Source organism: Streptomyces sp. NPDC104814 (genome assembly GCF_055583185.1).
Map to the genome: position 1 here is coordinate 62,606 of NZ_JBVJOL010000009.1, position 24,357 is coordinate 86,962.

The 24,357-nt window shown below is 75.7% G+C and carries 2 protein-coding genes (1 of these 2 running past the window's edge); both read right to left on the reverse strand.

Features of this window, described 5'->3' with window-relative positions; all coding sequences use genetic code 11:
• On the reverse strand, positions 1 to 10,557 hold the 5' end (the start) of the coding sequence (locus tag ACZ64A_RS26890) for an SDR family NAD(P)-dependent oxidoreductase (protein WP_469813857.1). 12,336 nt of this gene lie to the left of the window's left edge; only the first 10,557 of its 22,893 coding nucleotides appear in the window; it begins with the start codon at positions 10,555 to 10,557; its stop codon lies beyond the left edge, outside the window.
• Positions 10,554 to 24,350, reverse strand: a complete 13,797-nt coding sequence (locus ACZ64A_RS26895) for an amino acid adenylation domain-containing protein (protein ID WP_469813859.1) — start codon at positions 24,348 to 24,350, stop codon at positions 10,554 to 10,556. Before ACZ64A_RS26895 ends, ACZ64A_RS26890 begins: the two co-directional genes overlap by 4 nt.
• Positions 24,351 to 24,357 lie beyond the last annotated feature (7 nt).

Here is a 24,357-nt window from a genome sequence, read left to right on the forward strand (position 1 = left end):
GTCGGAGGCGGCCAGCGCGGGCAGCACGGTGCGGGAGCTGGCTCCGGTGCCCGCCCCGATCTCCAGGACCCGGACCGGCCGGCCCGACTCCGCGCGCACCCGGCGGGCCGCGTCGGCCACCTCGGCGGCCAGCAGCCGGTTGTAGTGGTCCGCGATGGGCTGGCCCTTGTAGATGGGTTCCACCAGGGCCACGGAGCCCTTCGGGAACAGCACGTCCATCGGGTTGCGACGGCCCGCCAGCACGTCCCCGAGAGCCCCGAGGGTGCGCTCCAGCAGCGTGACGTGGCCGCTCATCTCCGGGTAGCGGGCGGCGACCTCGGCGCCGTCCACCGGCGCCTGCGGCACCGCCTGTGTGCCGGTGAACATGACCGTGTCCGCGTCACCCGTCACCGCGCCGCACGAGCGCAGCACGCTCAGCGCCGCGTCGAACAGGCGACGGTGACGGCCGACCACGCCGAGGCGGGCGGCGAGCTCGTCGGCCGTCACGCTCTCGCCGGGCCGCGGTACGCCGTCCAGCCGCGGGAAGGTGCGGCACAGCAGGTCCCGGCTGAACGCCTCGACCTGCGCGAACGCCTCCCGGGCCCGGGCGAACACCTCGGTGTCGTCCCCCGACAGGGCATTCCCGTCTCCGGGCACGGCGGCGCCGGATGCCGGGGCCGTGCCGGCTGCGGCGGCCCCCGTCGCGGTGTCCTCACCGTGTCCTTCGGCGGGGGACAGCACCCGGGCGAGCCGCTCGCCGTGTTCCTGCCTCAGGTAGGCGGCGACCTGACCGATCGTCATGTGCTCGAAGAGCAGCGTCTGCGGCAGGTCGCCCAGGTCCCGCTCGAAACGGTCGACGATGTTGAGGGACACCAGTGAGTCCACGCCGAAGGTCTCGAACGTGGCCTCCGGGTCGAGCGACGCCGTCTCGTACTTGAGGACCTCCGCGAACACCCCGGCCACGTAGTCGCGCACGGCCCCCTCGGGCAGAGCGTCCGCACCCACCGCCGCCGCCGCGGGCCGCGAGGCCGTGGCGCCCACGCCCCCCGCGGCCTGCGCGGCCGGGGCACCCGCGCCGCCCGCGCCCTGAGCGGAGCGTGCCGCCGGCGCCGCGGGGACGGCCCCGGCGGTGTCCTGTCCGGTGACCCGGATACCCATGGCGGGCAGGGCCGTGGGTTCCGCCTTCATCGCCAGCGTCTGCGGCACCCGGCCGGAGACGACGCGCCGCAGCACCGCCATGCCCTCGGCGGGCTCCACCGAGCCCACGCCGAGGCGGGCGAAGGCCGCCCGCATCCGGTCGTTGGCGACGGCGCCCACGCTGCCCCAGAAGCCCCAGTTCACCACCGACACCGGGTAGTCGTGCCGTCGGTCCAGCCACTGGACGTAGGCGTCCTCGAAGGTGCTCGCGGCCGCGTAGTTGGCCTGACCGCCGGCCTCCACGAAAGACACAGCGGAGGAGAAGACCAGCAGGAAGTCCAGCGGTTCGGCGCCGAAGACCCGGGCGAAGGCGGTGACTCCGGCCACCTTGGGCGCGAGCCCGGCGACGAAGTCCTCCTCGTCCATCAGGGCGATGGTGCGGTCCCGCAGGTCGAGCGCCGCGTGCACGGCACCGTCGACCCGCCCGAACCGGGCGTGCACGGTCTGAAGCCCCCGGCGCAGCGCCGCCTCGTCGGCGACGTCCGCCCGCACGTACAGCGCCTCGCCGCCCAGCGCGGCGATCTCCTGAGCCTTGGCCCGGTGCTCCGGCCCCTCGGGGCTGCGCCCGATCCACACCAGGCGGGCCCGGGCGATCCGGGCGAGCAGGCGGCTCAGCGCGAAGCCGATGCCGCCCGCCCCGCCGGCGATCACGTAGACGCCGCCCTCGCGGAAGGGTTCCGTGCCCTGCGGCGCGGGCAGCCGCAGCGGTTCGAAGACGCGCTCCAGGCGTTCCTCGCCGCGCAGCAGCACCAGGGGTTCGGTGCCGGGCTCGGCGACGATCCGCTCGGCGGTGCGCGCCGCGTCGGTGGTGGCGTCGGGCAGACCGACGTCCACACAGGCCACGCTCCAGCGCGGGCACTCGGACTCGATCGCCCGGGCCAGGCCGAGCACCCCGGCGGCGTGCGGCCGTACCGGCTCCTTCGCATCGGCCGGGACCGCTCCGGCCAGGACGATGCGCAAGGTGATCCGGTCCCGGCCCCGGCCCGCCGCGAGCAGCCGCTTGACCAGACGGAACAGCTCCAGGGCGGTGGTGTCCGCCTCGGCGGGACCCTCCACCTCCCCGGTGCGGGCCAGGAAGTAGACGGTGTCCAGCGGCTGTCCGAGGACGGCGTGGCCGTCGTCCGCGCCTGCACCGGCCTGCGCGGACGCCACCAGGTGGGCGCCCGTACGGGCCGCCAGGGCGGCCGCCAGAGCCGTGGAGTCGGCGGTGTGCACCACCGCCGTCCGGCCGCCCGCGGGGGTGCCGGAGGCGTCCGGCCGGACGGCGGGGCGCCACACCGGCCGGTACATCATGGAGTCGGCCGCCGTGTGCTGCGCGCGCAGCGCCAGACCCTCGTAGCGCACGCACACCCGTCCGGACCGGTCGGCCAGACGCACCGTGTAGCGGTGGTTTCCGCTGCGCACCACGTGGGCGAAGGCGGGGACGGCGGTGGTGTCGAGGACCTCCACCGTCTCGACGGAGAACGGCACCAGGGTGGCGTCGTTGCCGGCCTCCAGGGCGGCGATGGTCTGCTGGGCGCCGTCGAGCAGCGCCGGGTGCAGGGCGAAGCCGGCGCTGTCGACGGGGGCGCGCAGGGTGCCGAGCACCTCGTCGTCGTTGAACGCGATCTTCTCCAGGACCCGGAAGGACGGGCCGTAGGCGATCCCGCCGCTGCGGAAGTCGTCGTAGAAGCGGGTGGCGGGGACCTCACGGGTGCAGCGGGCGGCGACGGCCGCGACGTCGAGCGTCTCGGCGGCGGCCGCGTCCGTTGCAGCGTCCGGCGAAGCCGTGAGCGAACCGCGGGAGCAGACCGCCCCGTCGGCGCCCGCGCGCAGCGCGAACCGGTAGCCCCCGCCCTCACGGGTGAGGATGAGCCGCAGGTCAGCGGCGGCCTCGGCGTCGATCAACCGCAGCCACTGCACCCCCTGCAGCCGCACGATGCCGCGCAGCCCCGACCGGCGGGCGGCGGCCACCGCCAGATCCAGCCCGGCGGCGCCCGGCAGCACGGGCCGCTCCCCGATCCGGTGTTCGTCCAGCACCCAGTGCGTGGCCGGCACGGTCACCGGGAAGCGGACGCCGTCCGCGTCGTCCGGTGTACCGGAGGGACGGCCGAGCAGGGGGTGCGCATCATCGTCACCAGAGGCCGGGGCGGCCGCGGGCCGCTGGGCGGGCGTGCCGGAGGCGTCGCCGTCCGGGAGCGTGACCCAGTGCCGGTCCCGGGCGAAGGGATACGTCGGCAGCGGCACCCGGCGCGGGCGGACCCCGTACGGCAGGGCCTGCCAGTCGATGTCGTGGCCCTCGGTGTAGGCGGCCGCGAGCCGCTCCAGGGCGGTGACGCGGTCGGCGGCCCCGGCCGACGCGGCCCGGGCGGTCAGGCCGGCGAGGGTCTGCTCGTCCGGCTCACCGGCCGCCGGCCCCCACCCGGTACGGAAGCAGCCCGGAGCGGGTGTCCCCGACTCCAGCAGGCGCAGCTTGCGGCGCAGTTCGGGCACGTCCCGGGCGACCACGGCCGCACGCGCGGGCAGATGGGTCCGGCCCACACCGAGGGTGAAGGCCAGATCGGCGGGGTCCGCACCGTCGAGGTCGGCGTCGGCGAGCCGCCGCAGCGCCCGGTCGAGGGCCGCGTCGTCACGCGCGGACACCGCGAACAGCCGCTCACGGGCGGATTCCACCGGCCGTGGCCCGGGCTCGGGGGCCTGTGCCACGACCGCGTGGGCGTTGGTGCCGCTGAAGCCGAAACTGCTGACGGTGGCGATCCGGGCCCCGCTGTCGCCGGGCTCCCACGGCCGGCGCTCGCGCACCACGAAGAAGGGGCTGGTGTCGAGCGCGGTGCGCGGATTGGGGGTGTCGAAGGCCGGGGCGGGCGGCAGTTCCCGGTGGCGCAGCGCGAGCAGCGTCTTGAGCAGCCCCGCGATGCCCGCGGCCATCGTGGTGTGGCCGATGTTGGCCTTCACGGTGCCGATGCCGCAGTAGCCGACCCGGTCGGTGGAGCGGCGGAACACCTCGGTCAGGGCCCGCACCTCGATCGGGTCGCCGAGTGCCGTGCCGGTGCCGTGGGCCTCGACGTATCCGATGTCGCCGGCCCGCACCCCCGCCCTGCGGTGCACGTCCTCGATCAGAGCGGCCTGCGAGGCGGCGCTGGGCGCGGTGATGCCGTTGGTGCGGCCGTCGCCGTTCACCCCGGTCGCCTTGATGACGCCGTGGATGTGGTCGCCGTCGGCGAGGGCCTGGTCCAGGCGCTTGAGCACCACGGCACCCACGCCCTCGCCGAGCACGGTGCCGTCCGCCGACGCGTCGAAGGGCAGGCACTTGCCGCGGGGGGAGAGCATCCCGACCTTGCTGGCCCGCACGTGCAGTTGCTCCGTGACCATGAGGGCCACGCCGCCGGCGAGGGCCATGGCGCACTCGCCGCGCCGGATGGCCTCGACGGCCAGGTGCACGGCCACCAGGGACGACGAACAGGCCGTGTCGACGGCCATGGTGGGGCCGTCCAGGTTCAGGAAGTAGCCGATCCGGGCGGGCAGCAGGCTGCTGGTGGTGCCGAGGAAGGCGTGCCCGGTGTCGGCCAGGCCCGCCCGGCCGAGCAGCGTCGCGTAGTCGCCGGGGGCGCAGCCGACGAACACGCCGCAGGAGGTGCGTTCGTCCGAGCCCACCGCGTACCCGGCGTGCTCCAGTGCGGACCAGGCCTCCTCCAGGAAGAGCCGCTGCTGGGGGTCCATCACCTCGGCCTCGAGCGGCGAGTGGTTGAAGAACGCCGCGTCGAACCGGTCCACCTCGGGCAGCATGGCCGCCCACTTGCTGTACGTCCGGCCCGGCACCAGGCGGTCGGCGTCGAAGACGGCGCCGATGTCGAAGCGTCCCGCGGGCACCTCGGTGAAGCTGTCCCGTCCGGCCGCGATGTTCTCCCAGAACGTGTCCAGGTCGGCGGCGCCGGGGAAGCGGCCCGCCATGCCGATGACGGCGATGTCGTCGCAGACGTCCGCCGCGGGCACCGGCGACGCGGACGCGCCCCCGGCGGCGGCCGGCACGGCGGCGACGGCGGACACCGGCGACCCGGCCGCTCCGGCGGCGCCCGAACCGGCACCGTCCGCGCCGGGCGCGTCGGCGCCGGGCACGTCCGTGCCGCTCCGCATGTCCAGCGCACCCTCGCTGTCTACGTCTACGTCTCCGTCGCCGTTGCGGGGTGCCGGCGCCGGGCTGTTGCGCCACACGTCCACGACGTGGTCCGCGAGCCGGGCCACCGTGGGGTGGTCGAACAGCGCCACGGGATCGATCTCCACGGAGAAGCGCGCACCGAGCTGCTCGACGATCTCGACGGCGCCCACGGAGTCCAGGCCCATCTCGTTGAACGACAGCCGGTGGTCGACCTCGTCCCGCTCCAGGTACAGCCGCGCCCGCACCGCGTCCTCCACGGCCCGCAGCGCCTCGCGCGGGTCCAACTCGGGCCGTGCGTCGCCCTCCGGACCGGCATCGGAGGGCAGCCGGCCCCCGGCGACGAGGCTCTTGGCGGCGGACGGTGCCACGGCCGCGATGCGGTCAGCCGGCGCCGGCTGCTGGGCGCGCTCCTCGCCGCGCTCCGAGCCGCCCTCCGAGCCGCGCTCCGCGCCGCCTTCCTGGGCGGTGCGCCAGCCGCCGATCCAGTACGACCGCTCCTCCAGCGGATGCGCGGGCAGCGGCACCCGGCGCGGCCGTACCCCCTCGGCGCGGCACTCGTCCCAGGTCACGTCGGCGCCCTGCGTCCAGGCGCGGGCGAGTTCCGCCAGCCGGCCCAGACGGAACAGCTCCGCGGCCTCGTCGAGACGTACCGGCTCGTCGTCGCCGGCGCGGCCCGTGAAGACCCCGTCGCCGTTCTCCTCGCCCGCGAGGAAGGCGGACAGCTTGCGCCGCAGGTCCTCCGGCTCGCCCGAGACGACGGCGAGGCGCACGGCCTGCTGGTCGCGGCCCACGCGCAGGGTGTACGCGATGTCCGCCAACGGCACCGCGTCCGGGCGGGCCGCGGTCGCCACCGCCTCGGCCAGTTCGGCCACGGACGCCTGCCCCGACAGCGGGACCCCGCCGGGCAGCCGCCCGGTCAGACGGCGCTCCAGCTCGGCCAGGCCCAGCCGGTCCACTCCGAGATCGGCCAGGCTCTCGCGCACGTCCAGGGCATCGGCCGGCACCTCCAGCACGGCGGCCACCTCACCGGCCAGCAGCGCGGTCGCCTCGGCGACCGAGCCCCGGCCGCGGCCCTGCTCCTCCAGGTGCCGCAGCTGCCGCCGTACCGCCTCGCGCAGGAGGTCCTCACTGCGGGCGGAGAACACGAACAGCTGCGGTCCCGCGGCCGGTGTGACCGGCGGCGCGGGCGGGGCGCTCTCCAGCACGACATGGGCGTTGGAGCCGCCCGCGCCGAACGCGCTCACCCCGGCCCGCAGCGTCGTGCCGCCGGGCGGCGGGGCCCAGGGCGAGCGGGTGCGCTGCACGACGAAGGGGGAGGACGCGAAGTCGATGTGCGGGTTGGGGTGTTCGCTGTGCAGCGACGGCACCAGCTCCCGGTGGCGCATCTGCAGCAGCACCTTGGTGACGGCGGCGATCCCGGCCGCGCTCTCCAGGTGCCCGATCCCCGACTTCACGGAACCCACGGCGCAGCTGCCCGGGGCCAGGTGCGCGGGCGCGAACGCCTGCCGCAGCCCCTCGATCTCGATCGGGTCGCCGAGTGCGGTGCCGGTGCCGTGCGCCTCGATGTAGCCGACGCTGTCCGCGCCGACCCCGGAGCGTTCGAGCGCCTCGGCGATCAGCGAGGCCTGCGCGGCGGGGCTCGGCACGGTGAAGCCGCTGGTACGGCCCGAGTGGTTCAGGAACGAGCCCTTGATCACCGCGTGGACGTGGTCGCCGTCGGCGAGCGCCGCGGCGAGCGGCTTGAGCAGGACCGCGCCCACGCCCTCGCCGGGCACATAGCCGTCGCCGTCGGCGCCGAAGGCTCGGCAGCGACCGTCCGTGGACAGGAACCGGCCCTGGGCGAGCTGCAGGTACTTCTGGGGGTGCGCCGCCACGTTCACGCCGCCCGCGACGGCGAGCGCGCACTCGCCGCGCCGGATGCTCTCCACGGCCAGGTGCAGCGCGGTCAGCGACGACGAGCAGGCGGTGTCCACGGCCATGCTGGGCCCGGACAGGTTCAGGCAGTACGACAGCCGGTTGGCCACCGAGCAGTGCAGTGCGGTCGGCGCGACCGGGTCCGCACTGCCGTCGGTACACAACTGGTAGTGGTTCCACATGACACCGGCGAAGACCCCCACCCGGGTGCGGGCCAGCTCCTCGGGCCGGTACCCGGCGTTCTCGACGGCCTGCCGGCCCACGGTGAGGAACAACCGCTCCTGCGGGTCCATCAGTTCGGCCTCGCGCCGCGAGATGCCGAAGGCGGCGGCGTCGAACCGGTCGACGCCGTCCAGGAAGCCGCCCCAACGGCCGTACGTGCGGCCCTCCTTGCCCCGTTCGGGGTCGAAGTGGGCGGCGTGGTCCCAGCGGTCGGAGGGGACCTCGGTGACGCAGTCGCGGCCCTCGGCGAGGTTGCGCCAGAAGGCGTCCAGGTCCTGCGCCTGCGGGTAGCGACCCGCGACGCCGATGATCGCGATGTCGTCGCCCGCCGGGCCGCCGGGCACTGCGGAGGCGGTGGCGGAGGCGGGCGCCGTGGCGCCGGCGGCGGGTGGCGGGGCGGGCAGCAGGGCGGCGACGCGGTCCTGGTCGCCGTAGGTGACGACGGCCCGCGGCGCCGTCCCGGACAGCAGTCCGAACAGCGTGTCCAGGCCCGGTCCGGCGGGCAGCGGGTGCAGCCCGGTGTCCGCGGCGGAGCGGCGCACGACCTCGTCGCTGACCTGCATGCCGCCCTCGGCCCACAGCGGCCAGCCGACGGCGACGCTGAGGCCGCGGCGGTCGGTGCGGGCGGCGCGCTGCTCGGCGAAGTGCTCCATGAACGCGTTGCCGTAGGCGTAGTCGGCCTGGCCCGGGTTGGCCACGGACGCCGACACGGAGGAGAACAGCGCGAAGAACGCCAGGTCGTCGTCGGCGGTCGCCTCGTCCAGGTGGATCGTGCCGGCCACCTTGGCGGCCAGCACGGCGGCGGAGCGCTGCGGGTCCTTGCGGAAGAACAGGCCGTCGTCGACGGTGCCGGCGCAGTGGAAGACACCGTCGAGGCGGCCGTACGACTCACGGGCCCGGCTCACGGCGGCCAGGACGTCGTCGCGGTGGGCCACGTCACCGCGGACGAAGGTGACCTCGGCGCCGCGCCGCCGCCAGGCGTCGATGCGCCGGCCGAACTCGGGTCCCGGAGCGCTGCGGCCGGTCAGCACCAGCCGCACCGGGCCCGCCGCGACCAGGCGCTCGACGAGCAGCGCGGCCAGGCCGCCGCCCCCGCCGGTGACGAGATACACGCCGTTGTCGCGCAGCGCCGGGCGGCCGGAGGCCACCGGCAGCGGCTCGTGGCGCACCACCAGCCGGGTGCCGCCGGTGTGGCGCACCTCGCTCTCCGTGGACAGGTCCGCGCTCTCGGCGGCGACGACGGCGGCCAGTTCCCGGGCCGTCGACGCCGCGTCGTACGCGACGGCACGGCAGCGCAGCAGCGGGGCCTCGGCGGCGACGGTGCGGGCGAGCGCGCCCAGCGCGTCCTCCTGCGGGCGCGGGGCCTGCGGATCGCGCGGGTGCACGAAGAGCACGGCCACCGGCCGGGTCGGACGGGTCCGGGTGACGGCCAACGCCAGCGCCCAGCTCTCCCGGTACGCCTCGGGCAGAGCGCCCCGTTCGTCGCCCGCGCCGCGCACACGAGCGCAACGCACGTACGCGGTGGGCGTGGCGCCCTCCTCGGCCAGCGCCGTGATCAGCAGCTCCAGCTGGTCCGGATCGGCCGGGTCGAGCCGGAAGTGGTCGGTGTCCAGCCGTTCGAACGCCGACGCGCGTTCCGCACGCACCACCCGGGCCGGTGCCGCGGCCTCGCGCAGGGCGGCCGCGGTCGTCTGGTCGGCGCCGGCCAGGACCACCGTGCGCGCGCCGTCCTCGGCGGCGGTGGCGGGCAGCGGCGACCACACGGGCCGGTGGCAGCCCAGGGACAGGGTGGCCGGCGACGCCGCCGGGGCCTCGGCGGCCGGTGCGGGACGCCCGGCGGCCTGCTCCCCGGTCACCTCGGCCGGTGTCTGCGTGGCGGCGGTACGCAGCTGCGCTCCGTACTCGGCGTACAGGTGGGCGGCCAGCGAGTCGATGTCGGAGAACTCGAACAGCAGCGTCGGGTACAGCGGCGCGCAGACGTATTCCTCCAGGCTGCGGCTGATGGACAGCATGTGCCCGGAGTCGAGGCCGAGGTCGTAGAAGCCGGCGTCGGTGCGGATCTCCTGCGGCGCCTTGCCGAGGATCCCGCCCACGAGGCCGCGCAGGTGCGCACGCACCCCTTCCGGCCCGTTGCCGGCGGGGACGGCGGCGGGAGTGCCGGCGGGGGCCTCCGCGGCGGCGGCCGTCGCCGGGGCGGGCGGCGTCACGGCGGGTGCGGCCGGGTGCGCCCGGTCCGGGTCGTCGAGCAGCCGGGTGATCAGCTCGGGGTTGCGGATGCGCTTGCAGGTCAGCTTGGTGAAGCCGGCCAGGAAGCGGCCGTCGCCGTCGTACAGCGCGCAGTCGTTGTACATCACGTCCCCGGAGGGGGCGTAGGTCTCGGGGCGCGGCATGTGGGCGTAGGTGGTGCCGGTGAGCGGCCGCGGGGCGCGGAAGGACTCGATGTACACCGGTATGAACGGGTCCTGGTCCGGCGGCGGCAGCTGGGTGAACGCGGCGATGGTGGTGCAGTCCATCTTCGCCGGGTGCAGATGGAACCGCTCGTCGAGGGCCGCAGACGCCTCGTCCAGGCCCAGTTCGGCGAGGAGTTCGCCGTCCCCGTGGTAGAGGCGGCCGTAGCAGCGCATGGCGGAGCCGTGCACGATCTCCTCGGCGCGGGCCCGCTCGTACATCTCGTCCAGGTCGCTCACCCGGCGCGCGGTGCCGCGCAGCCGGCCGACGTCCAGCAATGCGGGCTCGGGCAGGTCGTGCAGGACCAGTTCGGCGCGGAAGTTCTCCCGGTAGGCGCCGGCGGGCACGCCGTCCTCGCGGCGCCGGCTCTCGGCGGTGATCCAGCGGCTGCCGTCGGTGGGCTCCGACACCGTCAGACGGATGTCGCAGTCGCGGCCGGGAGCGGTCACCACGGGTTCGTGGAAGAGGACGTTGCGCAGCTCGGCGCGCGCGGTGTCGAAGCCGCGTTCGCGCAGGACGCGGAAGACGATGTCCAGGAACGTCACGCCCGGCATGACGGACACGCCGTGCACGCGGTGGTTCTGCATGACGAAGTCGTCGTGCTCCAGGACCACATGGCACACCAGCTCGGGTCCGGGCTTCGCTGCGGAGGGCACGTTCACCACTTCTGTCCTTCCTGCGGCGCCGCAGCGGAGTCGGCGACGGTCGGGGTGAGAGGGGCCAGGGGCGCGGCGTTCTCCTCGAAGCTCAGGCCGAGGAGGGTGGCGCCCAGCGCGGGCCGGGAGGCGGATGCCGTTGGGGTGAGGGGTTGCGGTGCGGGATGGGCGGGGACCGGTGCGGGGGCGGCCGGTGCCGGGGCGGCCGGGATGGCCGGTGTGGCCGCTGCGGCCGGGGCGGGCAGAGGCGTCGGGGGCGCGGTGTGACCAGGGGCCTCCAGCCACAGCCTGCGCCGCCGGAACAGGGGAGCGGGCAGGGCGCCGCGCGGCCGGTGCGCCGCCGCCAGCGCCGGTTCCAGCTGGCTGACGACGGCGTGGGCGTTGGTGCCGCCCAGCCCGAACGCGCTCACCCCGGCCACCCGCACCCGCCCGGGTTCGGCGATCCACTCCCGGGCCGTGCGGCTGGGGTGGAACGGCGAGGAGGCGAAGTCGAAGCGCGGGTTGGGCCGTTCGCAGAACAGCGACGGGGCGATCCGCCCGTCACGCACCGCGAGCACCGCCTTGATCAGTCCGGCCATGCCGGCGGCGCTCAGCAGATGCCCGATGTTGGTCTTGACGCTGCCGATGGCGCAGAACCCGGTGCGCTGCGTCTCCTCGCGGAACACCTCGGTCAGGGCGCGCAGTTCGATCGGGTCGCCGATCATCGTCCCGGTGCCGTGGGCCTCGATCAGGCCGACCTCGTCCGCGCCGCGTCCGGCGGCGGCCAGGGCCCGCCGCACGACCTTCGCCTGTGCCGCCGGATTGGGCGTGGTCAGCCCCATGGTGCGGCCGTCGTTGTTGACGGCGACCGCGTCGAGCACGGCGTGCACCCGGTCGCCGTCGCGCAGCGCCGCGGCGAGCGGCTTGAGCAGCACCACTCCGCAGCCCTCGCCCGGCACGAACCCGTCGGCACTCTCGTCGAAGGTGGCGCACCGGCCGTGCCGGGACAGCGCCTTGGCGGCGCTGAAGTCCAGGTACGGCTCCTCGTCCAGCAGGATGTCCACCCCGCCGGCCAGCGCCAGTTCCGACTCGCCGGCCAGCAGGCTGCGGCAGGCCAGCTGCAAGGCCACCAGAGAGGAGGAACAGGCGCTGTCCACCACCAGGTTGGGGCCGTGCAGGTCGTAGTGGTGGGCGACGCGGGCGGCGATGAAGTTCTGGTCCGAGCCCATGCCGACCAGGCCCCGCCGGTCACCCACCCGGCGCCCGTAGTGGGACATCCGGGCACCGGCGAAGACGCCCACCTCACGGCCGGCCAGCTCCTCGGGGGCGTACCCGGCGTCGGCGAGACAGGTGGCGGAACCCTCCAGGAACAGCCGCACGGCCGGGTCGAGGCAGCGGGCCTCGTCCTCGCTCATGCCGAACCACTCGGCGTCGAAGTCCTCGATGCCGTCCAGGAACCCGCCCCACTTGCTGATGCTGCGCCCCGGCTCGGGCTCGGGCCGGTACAGCCGCTCCGCGTCCCAGCGCGAGGCGGGCACCTCGGTCACCGAGCACACGCCGGCCAGCAGGTTGCGCTGGAAGGCGGCGGCGTCCTCGGCACCGGGGAAGCGGCAGGCGAGCCCGATGACGGCGATCTTCTCCGCCGCGACGGCACCGGCCCCGGAGGGAGCGGGGGAGGCGGCGGGAGCCGCGGCGACAGGCGGTACGGCGGCGGGGGAGGCGGCGGGAGCCGCGGCGGCAGGCGATACGGCGGCGGGCGGTACGGCGTCCACCGCGGCGGGGGCAACGACAGCCGGGGCAACAGCAGCGGGGGCAACGGCAGCGGGGGCCACGACGGTCACCGCGTCGGCAGCCGTGGGCAGGGCCGGTGCCGTGTCCGGCTCCGGAGCCACGGGGGGAGCCGTGGGCCCGGACGACGGGGCGCCGGACGCACCGAGTTCCACCAGGTGACGGCCCAGCTTCTCGATGGTCGGGTGGTCGAGGATCGTCGCGGGGTCCAGGGACAGGCCCGTGACCTCCTCCAGCCGCTCCAGGATGTCGCCGAGGAGGACGGACTCCACCCCCAGGTCGCCGAAGAGCGCCGTGGGATCCAGGGAGTCCTCGGGTATGGCGAGGAGTTCGCTGAACAACGGGACGAGCCACGGCGGCCCGGCGGGGGAGGTCTGCGCCACGAGGGGCTCCTGTTCACGGGACGGGGACCCGGGGGTCCCGGCGGTCGGCGGGGCGGGTACGGCGGCCGGCGCAGCGGCCTCGTCACGGGGGTGACCGAGCAGCGCGCCCGGGTCGGCGGGGACGCCGTCGAGCGGCGGGCAGACGACGACGTGGGTGTGGCCGGCGGGCAGGGCCACGATCCGTTCCAGGGCCCGCAGCCCCTCCTCGTCACCGAGCGGCCCGACACCCACGGGCGCGCAGCCGTCCGGTCGGCTCGCGCCCATCCCCGATCCGCTCCACGTGGGCCAGGCGACCGAGCGGAAGCCGGTGCGGCCCGAGCGCGCCTGGTGGCCCGCGTAGAGGTCGAGGAAGGCGTTGGCCGCCGCGTAGTCGAGGACCCCGGCGCACAGGCCGGGTGCCACGGCGGACAGCGAGGAGAACAGCACGAAGAACTCCGGCCGGTCCTCGGCGCACAGCGCGTCGAGCACTTCGAGGCCCGTCGTCTTGGGTTCGAGCACGGGCGCGAAGTCCGCCGGGTCCTTGCCGACGAACGAGGGCCGGCCGACCGGGGCGCGGCCGGCGCAGTGCACGACCCCGCCGATCGGGCCGAGCACCTGGCGTACCTCGCCCAGGAACCGTTCGGTGCGCGCCCGCTCGCTCAGCGGCCCCGAGTGCACCAGGACCGTGGCGCCGAGGGCTTCCAGTTCGGTGACGAGTGCGGCCGTGCCGGCCTCGGGGGTGCCCGGGGCGAGCAGCGGCCACTCGGAACGCGGCGGGAGTGGGCGCGCCCCGGTCAGGGCGATCCGCCGGGCGCCGCGGCGCACCAGCAACCGGGCCACCTGGGCGCCGATGCCCCGGGTGCCGCCGGTGACGAGGTAGGCGCGGTCGGCGGCGGGGCGCAGCGGCCGGTGCCCGGCTTCACCGAGGTCCACCAGCTGCGGTCCGTGGCGCAGCCCGCCGCGCACGGCTACCTCGCCCGTGCCGTGCGGTGCGCAGTGCTCGGCGAGGACGGAGCGGGCCGCCCGCTCGGGCCCGGTGGCCGGGACGTCCAGGTCCAGGACGGTTCCGGGGACCCGCGGGTACTCGGCGCCGAGCATTCGCACGAAGCCGGCCATGCGCGCCCCGGCCGGCGAGGGCGCGGGGCCGGCGGGGCCGAACAGCCCCTGCGTCACATGGAGCACGCGGCCACCGCGGCCGCGCAGGCCGCGCACCAGCCGCTGCAGCAGCCGCAGCCGCACCGCGAAGCGGCCCGGGTCCTCGTCCTCGGTGCGGCCGAGGTCGCTCAGGTCGATCAGCCCGTGCACGGCGTCCGGCCCGTCGGCCGTGAGTGCGTCGGCGATCGCGGTGGCCCGGGCCTCGTCGGCGATGTGGGTGACCCCGTCGCCGGCCGCGGTGTCGGTACGGACGAGCACGACCCGCTCGGAGCCGAGCGCGGCGGCGACGGCACGCGCCACGGGCTCGCCGGCCGCGGAGAAGGCGCACACCACGCGCCCCGCCGGTACCGCCGTCTCCGGCAGCGCGGGCAGCGGCCGCCAGGTACGGCCGTACAGACGGGTGACTTCGGGTGTACTCGTCGTCGTGGCCGTCTCCGGCAGCGCCCCGTCGGAGGCGGCCGCCGGCGAGGGCGCGGCAACCGCGGCGGGCGCCTGGGAGAGGGGCGCCGGGAGCGCGGGGGTGTGTGCCCGCTCCTGCGGCCGGGGTTCGGGCAGCCAGTGCCGGTCCCCGGCGAACGGGTAGGAGGGCAGCGCGATCAGACGACGGCGTACGCGGTGCAGTCCCGCCCAGTCGACGGTGCCGCCCGTGACCCAGTGCCCGGCCAGGCGGAGCAGCTCCGCCTCCCGGTCGGCCGCCGGGTCCGGCGTGGCGAGCGGGCCGGCCGGACGGCCGCCGCCCGGCGCCCGGCCGAGCACCCAGGCACCGGTGTCGCCGGAGGCGAACCGGTCCAGGGCGTCGCACAGCTCGGGCACGCCGGCCACCACCATGGCCAGCCGCTCGCGCAGCGGCTCACGGCCGCTCTGCAGGGTGTGCGCGATGTCGGCGAGCGCCGGCGCGGGCCGGTCCGTGCGGCGCAGCCAGTCCCGCAGCCGCCCGGCCAGGGCACGCAGCCGGTCCTGGTCGTAGGCGGACAGGACGACGAGCTCGGGCCCGCGTACGTCGTCCTCGCCGGCCGTGCCGTCGGCGGCGGGAACGTACTCCTCCACCACGACATGGGCGTTGGCACCCCCCGCGCCGAAGGCACTCACCCCGGCCCGGAGCGGCAGCGCCGTCCCGTCCGGGCCGGCCGGCGCGGTCCAGGGGCGGCCCTCACGCACCACCTCGAAGGGTGAACTGTCCCAGTCGATCGCGTCGTTGAGCTGCTCGGCGTGCAGCGACGGGACCAGATGACGGTGGCGCAGCTGGAGCACCACCTTGGTCAGGCCGGCGATGCCCGCCGCCGCCTCCGCGTGGCCGATGTTGGCCTTCACGGAGCCGATCGGGCGGCTGCCCGCCGCCAGGTCCGCGTCCGCGAACGCCCGGTTGAGGCCGTTGATCTCGATGGGGTCGCCGAGCCGGGTGCCGGTGCCGTGCGCCTCCAGGTAGCCGATGGTGGCCGGGTCGGCGCCCGCGCGGCGCAGTGCCGCACGGACCAGGTCGCCCTGCGCCACCGGGTTGGGGACCATGTAACCGTTGGTCTTGCCGCCGTGGTTGACGGCCGTCCCCCGGATGACGGCGTGGATGCGGTCGCCGTCCGCCTCGGCGGCGGACAGCGGCTTGAGCAGCACCGCGCCGACACCCTCGGCGGGGACGAAGCCGTCGCCGCCCGCGCCGAAGCTGTGGCAGCGGTGGTCGCCGGAGGTCATCTTCAGCCGGGCCTGCTGGCGGAACTTGTGCGGGTGCAGCGACAGGTTGACGCCCCCCGCCACCGCCGCGGCGCACTCGCCGCGGCGCAGGCTCTCCACCGCGAGGTGCAGCGCGGTCAGCGAGGACGAGCACATGGTGTCCACGGCCAGACTCGGACCGCTCAGGTCGAGGAAGTACGACACCCGGTTGGCGATGCCCGCGACGGCGGACCCGGTGTCGGCGGGCGGGCCGTCCATCGAGCGCTCGACCCCGAAGAAGGGGTACTCGTTGTACATCGTGCCGACGAACACGCCGACGCGGGAATCCAGTTGCTCGCGGATGCGGTCCCTGGTGCATCCCGCGTCCTCCAGGGTCTCCCAGACCACTTCGAGGAAGAGACGTTCCTGCGGGTCCATCAGCTGCGCGTCACGCGGTGTGATGCCGAAGAAGAGGGGGTCGAAGCGGTCCACGCCGTCGAGGAACCCGCCCCACATCAGCTCGGTGGGCCAGCCGTCACGGGCCCGCTCCGGGGGCAGCGGACCGACACTGTCGACACCCTGCACGAGGTTGCCCCAGAACGCCTCCAGGTCCCGAGCGCCCGGATAGCGCCCGGCGATCCCGACGATCGCGACCGGCTCGGGCTCCTGCGGCTCGGTGGCCTCGGCCGTGACCACGGCTGCGGCTGCGGCTGCGGCCGGGGCTGTGGCGGGAGCTGTGGCTGTGACTGCGGCCGGGGCTGTGGTTGTGGCCGTGGCGTCCGGCGCCGGCGTCCACGGTCCCCGGTGCCGGTCGGCCAGATGGGCGGCGACCCCGGCGAGGTCCGGGTACTCGAACAACACGGTGCTCGAGACGCCGCTCACGTCCTGGCCGAGCCGCTCGTTGAAGCGGGCGACCATACGGGAGTTCAGCCCGTAGCGCTCCAGCGGCACCCGCGGGTGCAGCTGCTCGACGGGGACACCGCTCACCTCGGCGAAACACCTAAGGACGTACTCCTCGACGGCGTCCCCCTCCCGTGCGTCGCCGGCCGGCCGGGTCGCCGGGGCCGCACGGCCGGGGGCCACCCGGCTGTGCCCGGCCACCGGGACCTGCTCACCGACCCCGGACACCGGCCGTGCGGGGCCGGATCCGGCCGGGCCGCCGACCCGCGCCGGCTCGGGAGCGGCGAGCCAGTGCCGTACGGCGTCGAAGACGTGGACCGGCAGCGGAACGCGGCGGGCGGGGGCGGGCCACAGCCGGGCGAAGTCCACGCTGTGCCCGCGCAGCCACAGCTCAGCGGCTTCGGACGGGTCGGACGCGGTGGCGGGCACGTCGGCCGCCGCCGGATCGGCGACGGCGTGCGCGAGCCCGGGATAGGGCCGCCCGTCGACGAACGCGGTCAGTCCCGCGCGGGCGTCGTGGAGGTCGTCGGCCGCCAGGGTGAGCCGGTGGCCGAGCGAGGTGCGCCCGGTCTGCAGCGTCCACGCCACGTCGGCGAGCCGGTGGTCGCGCGCCGTCTGCGCCAGGTGGTCGCGCAGCCGCTCGGCCGTCACCGTCAGCGCCTCGGCGGAGGCCGCCGACAGCACCAGCGTGTGCGGACCGCTCACGGCCGCCTCGGCGTCCGTCCCGGTGGGGGAGCCCGGCTCGGTGCGCCCGGTGACGGGGTGCGCGGCGCGCACCACGGCGTGCCCGTACGAACCGGTCGCTCCCATGGCGTTGACCAGGACCGTGGCCCGGCCGTCCGCCGCCCGCGGGGTCAGGGCACGCGGCCGCTCGACCGGCTCCACCGGCAGGTCCTCCCAGTCGACGAGCGGGCTGCGCTCGGCCGCCATCAGGGTCGGCGCGAGCCGCCCGTGCCGCAGTTGCAGCAGGACCTTGATCAGCTGGGAGATGCCCGACGCGGCCTCCAGGTGGCCGATGTTGGGCTTCACCGTGCCCACCGGCACGGGCGCGGCGTCCGTGCCGCGGGCCAGCACGGAGCCCAGCGCCTCCAGTTCGGCGGCGTCGGCGATGCCCGCCCCGGCGGCCGCGCACTCGACGTAGTCGATCTCGTCGGGCAGCACCGACGCGTCGGCCAGGGCCCGGGCGAGCGAGTCGGTGAGCGCCGCGGTGTGCGGGGCGCCGTAGCGCGGTCCCCTGCCCGCGTGTCCGATGCGGGTGCCCTCGATCAGCCCGTGCACGGTGTCCTTGGCCCGGCGGGCGGCGCCGGCCGGGCGCAGCAGCACCACGCCCACCCCCTCGCCGGGGTGCCAGCCGCTGCCCTCGGCCGCGTAGGCGCCGGGCGGGGTGTCGGCGGCCAGCAGTTCGAGGCCGTCGAGCAGGCCCCAGTGGTAGGGGTGGGCCAGCAGGTTGACGGCACCGACCACGGCCGCGCCGCACTCGCCGCGGCGCAGGCTCTCCACCGCCAGGTGCAGTGCGGTCAGCGACGACGAGCAGGAGGCGTCGACGGCGAGGCTGGGGCCGCGGAAGTCGAAGAAGTGCGAGACGCGGTTGGCGATGTCGGAGGCGGCCGCGGCGACGTCCGCGGTGCCGCCCGCCGCCCACCGGTCGGCTCCCTGCTGCCGGTAGTCGTGCCACATGGAGCCGATGAAGACCCCGACCCGCCCGGCCGACCTGCGCAACGACTCGGCCGTGTGCCCGGCGTCGTCCAGACACTGCCAGACCGTCTCCAGCACCAGCCGTGCCTGCGGGTCGACGCTCGGTGCCTCCTGCGGCGACACGTGGAACAGCAGGCTGTCGAAGCGGTCGATGTGCGGCAGGAAACCCCCGGTGGCACGCGCCGCGCCGGGTGCCGTCTCCGGCCGGGACGCGGGCGCCGCGCCGATCGAACTGCGGCCGCAGACCAGGTTGTCCCAGAAGGCGTCCAGATCCTCGGCGCCAGGGAACCGGCCCGCCATACCGATCACCGCGGCGGGCCCGGCGGCGGGGGCCTCGGCCTCGGCCGCACCGGCCGTGACCGCACCGCTGTCCGTGCGGGTCCCGGCTGTGGCGGCGGCTGCGTCCGTGCGGGCATCGGTCGTGGCCGCGTTCGCGGAGCGCTCGGGGACGGGCTGTGCCGTCGGCGCGGTGAAGAACGGCCGCGTGCCGAGCGCGGTGCGCTCCGGGTGCGTCGCGGCACCGCCCAGGAAGGCCTGCAGGAACACATGTCCCGCGTCCAGGCCGAGCCCGTCCCGCAGCCGCTCGGTGTTCAGGGCGCCGATCGGGCACAGGCCCACGCCGTGCGCGGCCTGCCCCATCAGCAGCAGCTGCGCCATGTACCCGGATTCCAGGGTGAGGTAGCGCAGGCTCTCCTCGCCGTACAGCGGCTCGATGCCGTGACGCTGGCCGAACAGGTAGATCCCGAACCGCGAGCGGTCGAACACCGGCCGGTTGTAGAAGAAGTGGTCGCCGCGGTCCGGCCACACGCCGGGCCGCAGCAGCCGCAGGGCGTGCCGGGCGGGGTCGTAGTAGTACAGGCCGGCGTCGAGACCCTCGACGGCGGACGGAGTCAGGTGCACGTAGACCTGGACGGCGTAGGTGTCACCGGCCGACGGGTACAGCGTGCGCCGTCCCTCCGTGCCCGCGGCCTGGCCCAGCAGACCCAGCAGCCCCGCGAAGGCGTGGTGCGGCACCGGCTGCTCCAGGAAGTCCCGGCGACTGGACCGCCAGGCGTAGAGCTCCGGCTCGTGCTCGATGCGCGGCAGCGTCACCTCGGGCAGGTCCGGTTCGTCGCGGCGCCGGTTCCACCGCTGCCGCTTGAAGCGCTCACGCTCCTCGGGCGAGAAGAAGTCCACCGCCTCGGGCACGTCCGCGGCGACGGCCGGACCGGGTTCCGTTCCCGCACCGGCCGGACCGGGTTCCGTTCCGGCACCGGTCGCAACGGCTTCCTTGTCCGCCGAGGTCGCACGGGGTGCTGTGTCCGGTCCGGTCGCCGTGGTCGCCGTGGGTGCCGTGTCCGGGCCGTCCGTGGTGCGGTCCGCCGCCTGCCCGGCCGTCGCGGAGTCGCCCGCCACCGGCGCCGCCTGCGTCAGCCGGTCGTGGACCCAGCGGGCGATCGCCGCGACACTCGGGTCGCCGAGCAGCGAGGAGACCGGGAACCGCTGCTTGTAGGTGCGCTGGAGCGCGCCCGACACGCGGACCATGCTGAAGGAGGTCGCGCCCTGGTCCCACAGGTCCGTGTCGACCTCCACCGACTCGACCCCGAGCGTGCGGGCGAACAGCGCGGCGATCTCCGTGCACAGCGCCTCGTACGAGGGCACCGCCGCCGCGGCCTCGTCCGCCCGGTCCGGCTCTGCAGCGGCGGGCTGCGCTTGCCGACCGCCGGCCGGCGCGGTGTCCGGCGCGGCCGAGGGAGGCGTCATGTGCTCCTTGCGCAGCGGCCACGGCAGCGCCGCCCGGTCCAGCTTGCCGTTGGAGGTGGCGGGGAAGCCGGTCAGGAAGCCGACGAAGTTCGGCACCATGTACTCCGGCAGTGTCTGCCCCGCGAAGGTGCGCAGGTCGCGCCCGCTCACCTCACCGCCGCCCGGCGCCACCACGTACGCCACGAGGACGCGGTCCCCGCAGCCGTCCTCGCGGGCCAGCACCACGGCCTCCTTGACCGCCGGGTGCGCCCTGAGCCGGTGCTCGATCTCGCCCAGTTCCACCCGGAACCCGCGGACCTTCACCTGGCTGTCGGCACGCCCCTGGAAGCACAGGTTGCCGTCGGGGAAGTAGAGGGCGCGGTCACCGGTCCGGTACAGCCGCTCCTCCGGGTCGTCGTGGAAGGGGTCGGGGATGAACCGGTCGGCGGTCAGCTCGGGCTGGTTGACGTAGCCCAGCGCCAGGCACTCGCCGCCGATGTACAGATCGCCCTCCACGCCCACGGGGCACGGCCGCAGGTCCTCGTCGAGGACGTGGTAGCGGCAGTTGTCGATGGGCTTGCCGTACGGGATGCTGCGCCAGCCCGGGTCGATCGCGCCGATCCGGAACCAGTTGGACCACACCGTCGCCTCGGTGGCACCGCCCAGACTGATCAGGTCGGCGCGCGGGAAGACGGCGCGCACCTCGTCCGGGAGCGACAGCGGGGTGTAGTCGCCGCTGAGGAACACGAGCCGCAGATCGTCCGTGCCGGCCGCGCCCCGCACGCCCTCCAGCAACGTCCCCACCTGCGCGAGCGTGGTGGGAGCCGAGTTCCAGAAGGTGACCGGTTCGGTGAGCAGGACGTCCAGCAGCAGGCCCGGGTCGCGTTGCTGCTCCGCGTCCGCGACGTACAGCGCGGCGCCCGCGCCGAGGAGGCCGAACACGTCGAAGACGGACAGGTCGAAGCCCAGCGAGGTGACGCACAGCCCCATGTCCCCGGGGGCGAAGTGGAAGGTGCGGTGGCACCAGTTGAGGAGGTTCAGCACGGGCCGGTGGGCCACCGCCACACCCTTGGGACGGCCGGTGCTGCCCGAGGTGAAGATGATGTAGGCCGTGTTGTGCGGCTCCGTCGCCGGACGCGGATCGGTGTCGGCGTCGGCCGGGTGCGGACCCTCCACGGCGGCGTCCGCGCACATCCGGGGACAGCCCTCGGGCACCGGCCACCCCTCGCGGTCGGCCGTCGTGACGACGAGCGCGGCGCCCGCCTCCTCGAGGATCACGGCGGCCCGCTCGGCGGGCAGGTGGGGCTCCATCGGCAGGTACACACCGCCGGCCTTCAGCACGCCGAGGACGACCGCGACCATCATGGGACCGCGCGGCACGCTCACCGCGACCACCGTCTCCGGGCCCACCCCCTGCCCGGCGAGCCGCGCGGCGATGCGGTTGGCGCGCCGGTTGAGCTCCTGGTACGTCATGGTGCCGCCGCGCCAGCGCAGTGCCTCGGCCTGCGGCTGCAGCGCGGCACGCTCCTCGAACAGCTGGTGCATCAGCCGGTCGCCGTCGAAGGGGTGGGCGGTGTCGTTCCACTCGTGGAGGACGGTGTGCAGCTGCGCGTCGTCCATCTCGCCGGAGAGGTCCTCTTCCCCGGCGTCCTCGCCGCGGGCGTCCCCCTCGGGTGCGGCCTCGGCGCTCTCCTCCCAGGCGGCCTCGTCCTCGGCGAGGCGTTCCACCAGCCGGCGGTACTCGCCGTACAGCTCCTGCCAGCCGCCCTCGGCGGCGAAGGCGTCCACGGCGTCCCAGGCCAGGTGCAGCCGGCCGCCGTCGACGGTGGTGATGCAGTCAAGGGACACATCGGGGGTACAGCTCAGCCACGGCCCCGCGTGCACACCGCCCGGCAGCGCCGGAGCGTCGCCGAAGTCCAGGGCGCAGGTGTAGACGACCGGATGACCGGCCCCGCCCTCGCGTGCCACGGCCCGCCGCAGCTCCGGCAGTCCGCCCACCGCCACCCGTGCGTCCTGTTCCAGGACCTCCTGGTAGCCGCGCGCCCGTGCCGTGAACGACAGCTCGCGCGGCGCGCACGCCACCCAGCTCAGCGCCGTGAACTCGCCGGGGCGGCGGGCGTCCAGATCACGGTCCCAGCGCACCACCGGCACCGAGAAACGGGTGCCGTACCGGCGGGCGAGGACATCGGTGAACGCGGTCAGCAGGGCCGCGTCCAGGCTCAGCCCGAGGCGGGCGCACCGGTCGGCCAGCGGCCGCACCGGCAGCGGCGCGCCCGCCATCCGCACCCGGCGTCCGGACGCGTCCGCCTCCCGTGCCGCGGGCAGCGGCACGCCCGGCGGCAGCGCCCGCAGCCGCTCGCGCCAGTGCTCCCGCCCGTCCTCCTCCTGCCGGCCGGACGGCGCCGCCCCGTCGGCCGCCGCGGGCCGCGGCCGGGCCGCCGGATCGGCGTACAGCCGCAGGAGTTCACGGCCCATCAGGTGAATGCTGCGGGCGTCGGCCAGGGTCAGCTCCACGCACAGAAGCACCGTGTCACCGGCCGCGGCGCGCGCCACCCGCACCTCGAACTGCGGGTGCCGGCCCAGCGGGAACGGGGCGGCCGCCATCGCCTCGCGCACCGCGCCGGCGTCCTCGGTCTCCAGGACGGGCACGGTCCAGCGGCGCGGGGCCTGCTCGCGTATCTCGGCGGTGCCGTCCTCGGTGACCGCCGACCGCAGCACGTCGTAGGCCTCGACGAGCCGTACGACGGCCGACTCCAGGCGCACCGGGTCCACCCGCTCCTCGGTGTCGTGCGACAGGACGACCTGGCAGCCGCTCCACGGGGCGGGCTCGGCGCCGGCCCGCGCGACGAAGTACGCCTGCTGAAGGTCGTTCAGGGGGCGTACGGCCACGGGGCCGCCGACCGCGGCCGCACGCAGCCCGTTGCACAGCGAGGCGAACGCGGCGTCCGCGACACCGGGTGCGAGGCACGCGTCGGCGATGTCCCAGCGCAGGTGCAGTTCGCCGTCCTGCTCCCACATCTGGTGGTCGAGCCACACCCCGGAGGTCTGGCTGACGGCGTACACGGGTGCGGCGCCGAAGCCGCGCTCCCGCGGCCGCCCTCCGGCGTCGAGCATGCTGGTGAACACCACGGGCAGCGGCCCCGGCCCCTCCTCGCCTCCGCGCAGCGCGCGCTGCGCGCTCACCCCGCACACGGCGGAGTGCTCCAGGGCCTGCCACAGGCCCTCGTGGGTGAGCCGGGCCGCCTCCTCGAAGCCGTGCTGCTGCGGCAGGACGGCCTCCACGAAGGTGGTCGCGGTGAACGGCCCCACCAGGGTGTCGGCGTCGGACGGCAGATGCGGACGCCGGCTGGTGGTGACGACCAGCGCGTACGGCTCGTGCGCGCCGTGCCGGGCGAGGGCCTCGGTGAACACGGTCAGCACGAGGGAGGTCGGCGACACACCCAGTGTCTCGGCCCGTTCGCGCAGCGCCGCCCACTCGCCGGCCGCGAGCCGCGCACTGCGGCTGCTGCGGCGCACACAGGTCAGGCCGTCGGCCGCAGCGGGCGGGGCGTCGGTGAACAGGCGGGGCGCACCCGGCAGTTCCTTCAGGCGGCGCACCCAGTGATCGAGGCCGCGGCGGTGGGCGTCGCTGCCGCGGGCCGCGTCCAGGGCCACAACGCAGTCCCGCACCGACAGCCCGGCTGCCGGTGCGGGAAGGACGTGCGCGTCGTCGGCGTAACACGCCTCCCACTGGGCGGTGAGCAGGTCCAGGCCCTGGCCGTCGGTGACCATGGCGTCGATGCCGAAGTGCACCCGGCCGGTGCCGTCCGGGCCGAGGCAGACCTCGATGGCGAACGGGGGCCACTGGCCCGGCGCGAAGAGCTGGTGGGACATCCGGGCGCGCACGGCCGCGGCCGTCGCGGCGAACTCCGCCCGGCTCGCCCCGCGGTGGACCGGGAGCTGCCACTGCCCGGCCCGCGGGGATATCTGCTGGAGGCCGTCGTCGGTGACGGTGACGCGCAGCATGTCGTGGTGCTCGACCAGGCGCTGCCAAGCGGCCCGCAGCCGCTCCACGTCCAGGGCCGGCACGTCGAACTCGCGGTAGAGGTGGCAGCCCACGGCGTCGGGCTGCAGATCGGGCTCCTTGCCGATCAGGTACGCCTCCTGCAGCGGGGTCAGCGGGAAGGGCTCGTGGCGGGCCTCCGGCGCGCTGACGACCCGCGTACCCCCGGCGTGCGGACCCGGCGTCGCCGCGTCCCCGCCGGCCGTCGCCGCGTCCTCGCCCGCCGACCCGGACGCCGAGTGCCCGGCGACCCGGCGCGCGTACTCGCCGATCGTGATCGGCTCGGTCAGCCAGCCCAGGGGCACGTCCGCCGCGTACTCGCCCTGCACGGCGAGCCACAGCCGGGCCGCCGTCATCGAGTCCAGCCCGAGGGCGCGCAACTCGCTGTCGGCGCTCACGTCCGGGCCGTCCGGCCGAGCCTCGGACACCACCCGCACCACCATGGCCGCGACGCGCTCGGCGATGCCGGTGCCTGCCGCGTCCTGCCGACCCGCAGAGCTGGTCCGTTCCATATCCGCT

What these genes read in the sequence shown, in the direction of transcription:
- ACZ64A_RS26895 (WP_469813859.1), bottom strand. Translation starts at nt 24,350, where the DNA reads ATGGAACGGACCAGCTCTGCGGGTCGGCAGGACGCGGCAGGCACCGGC.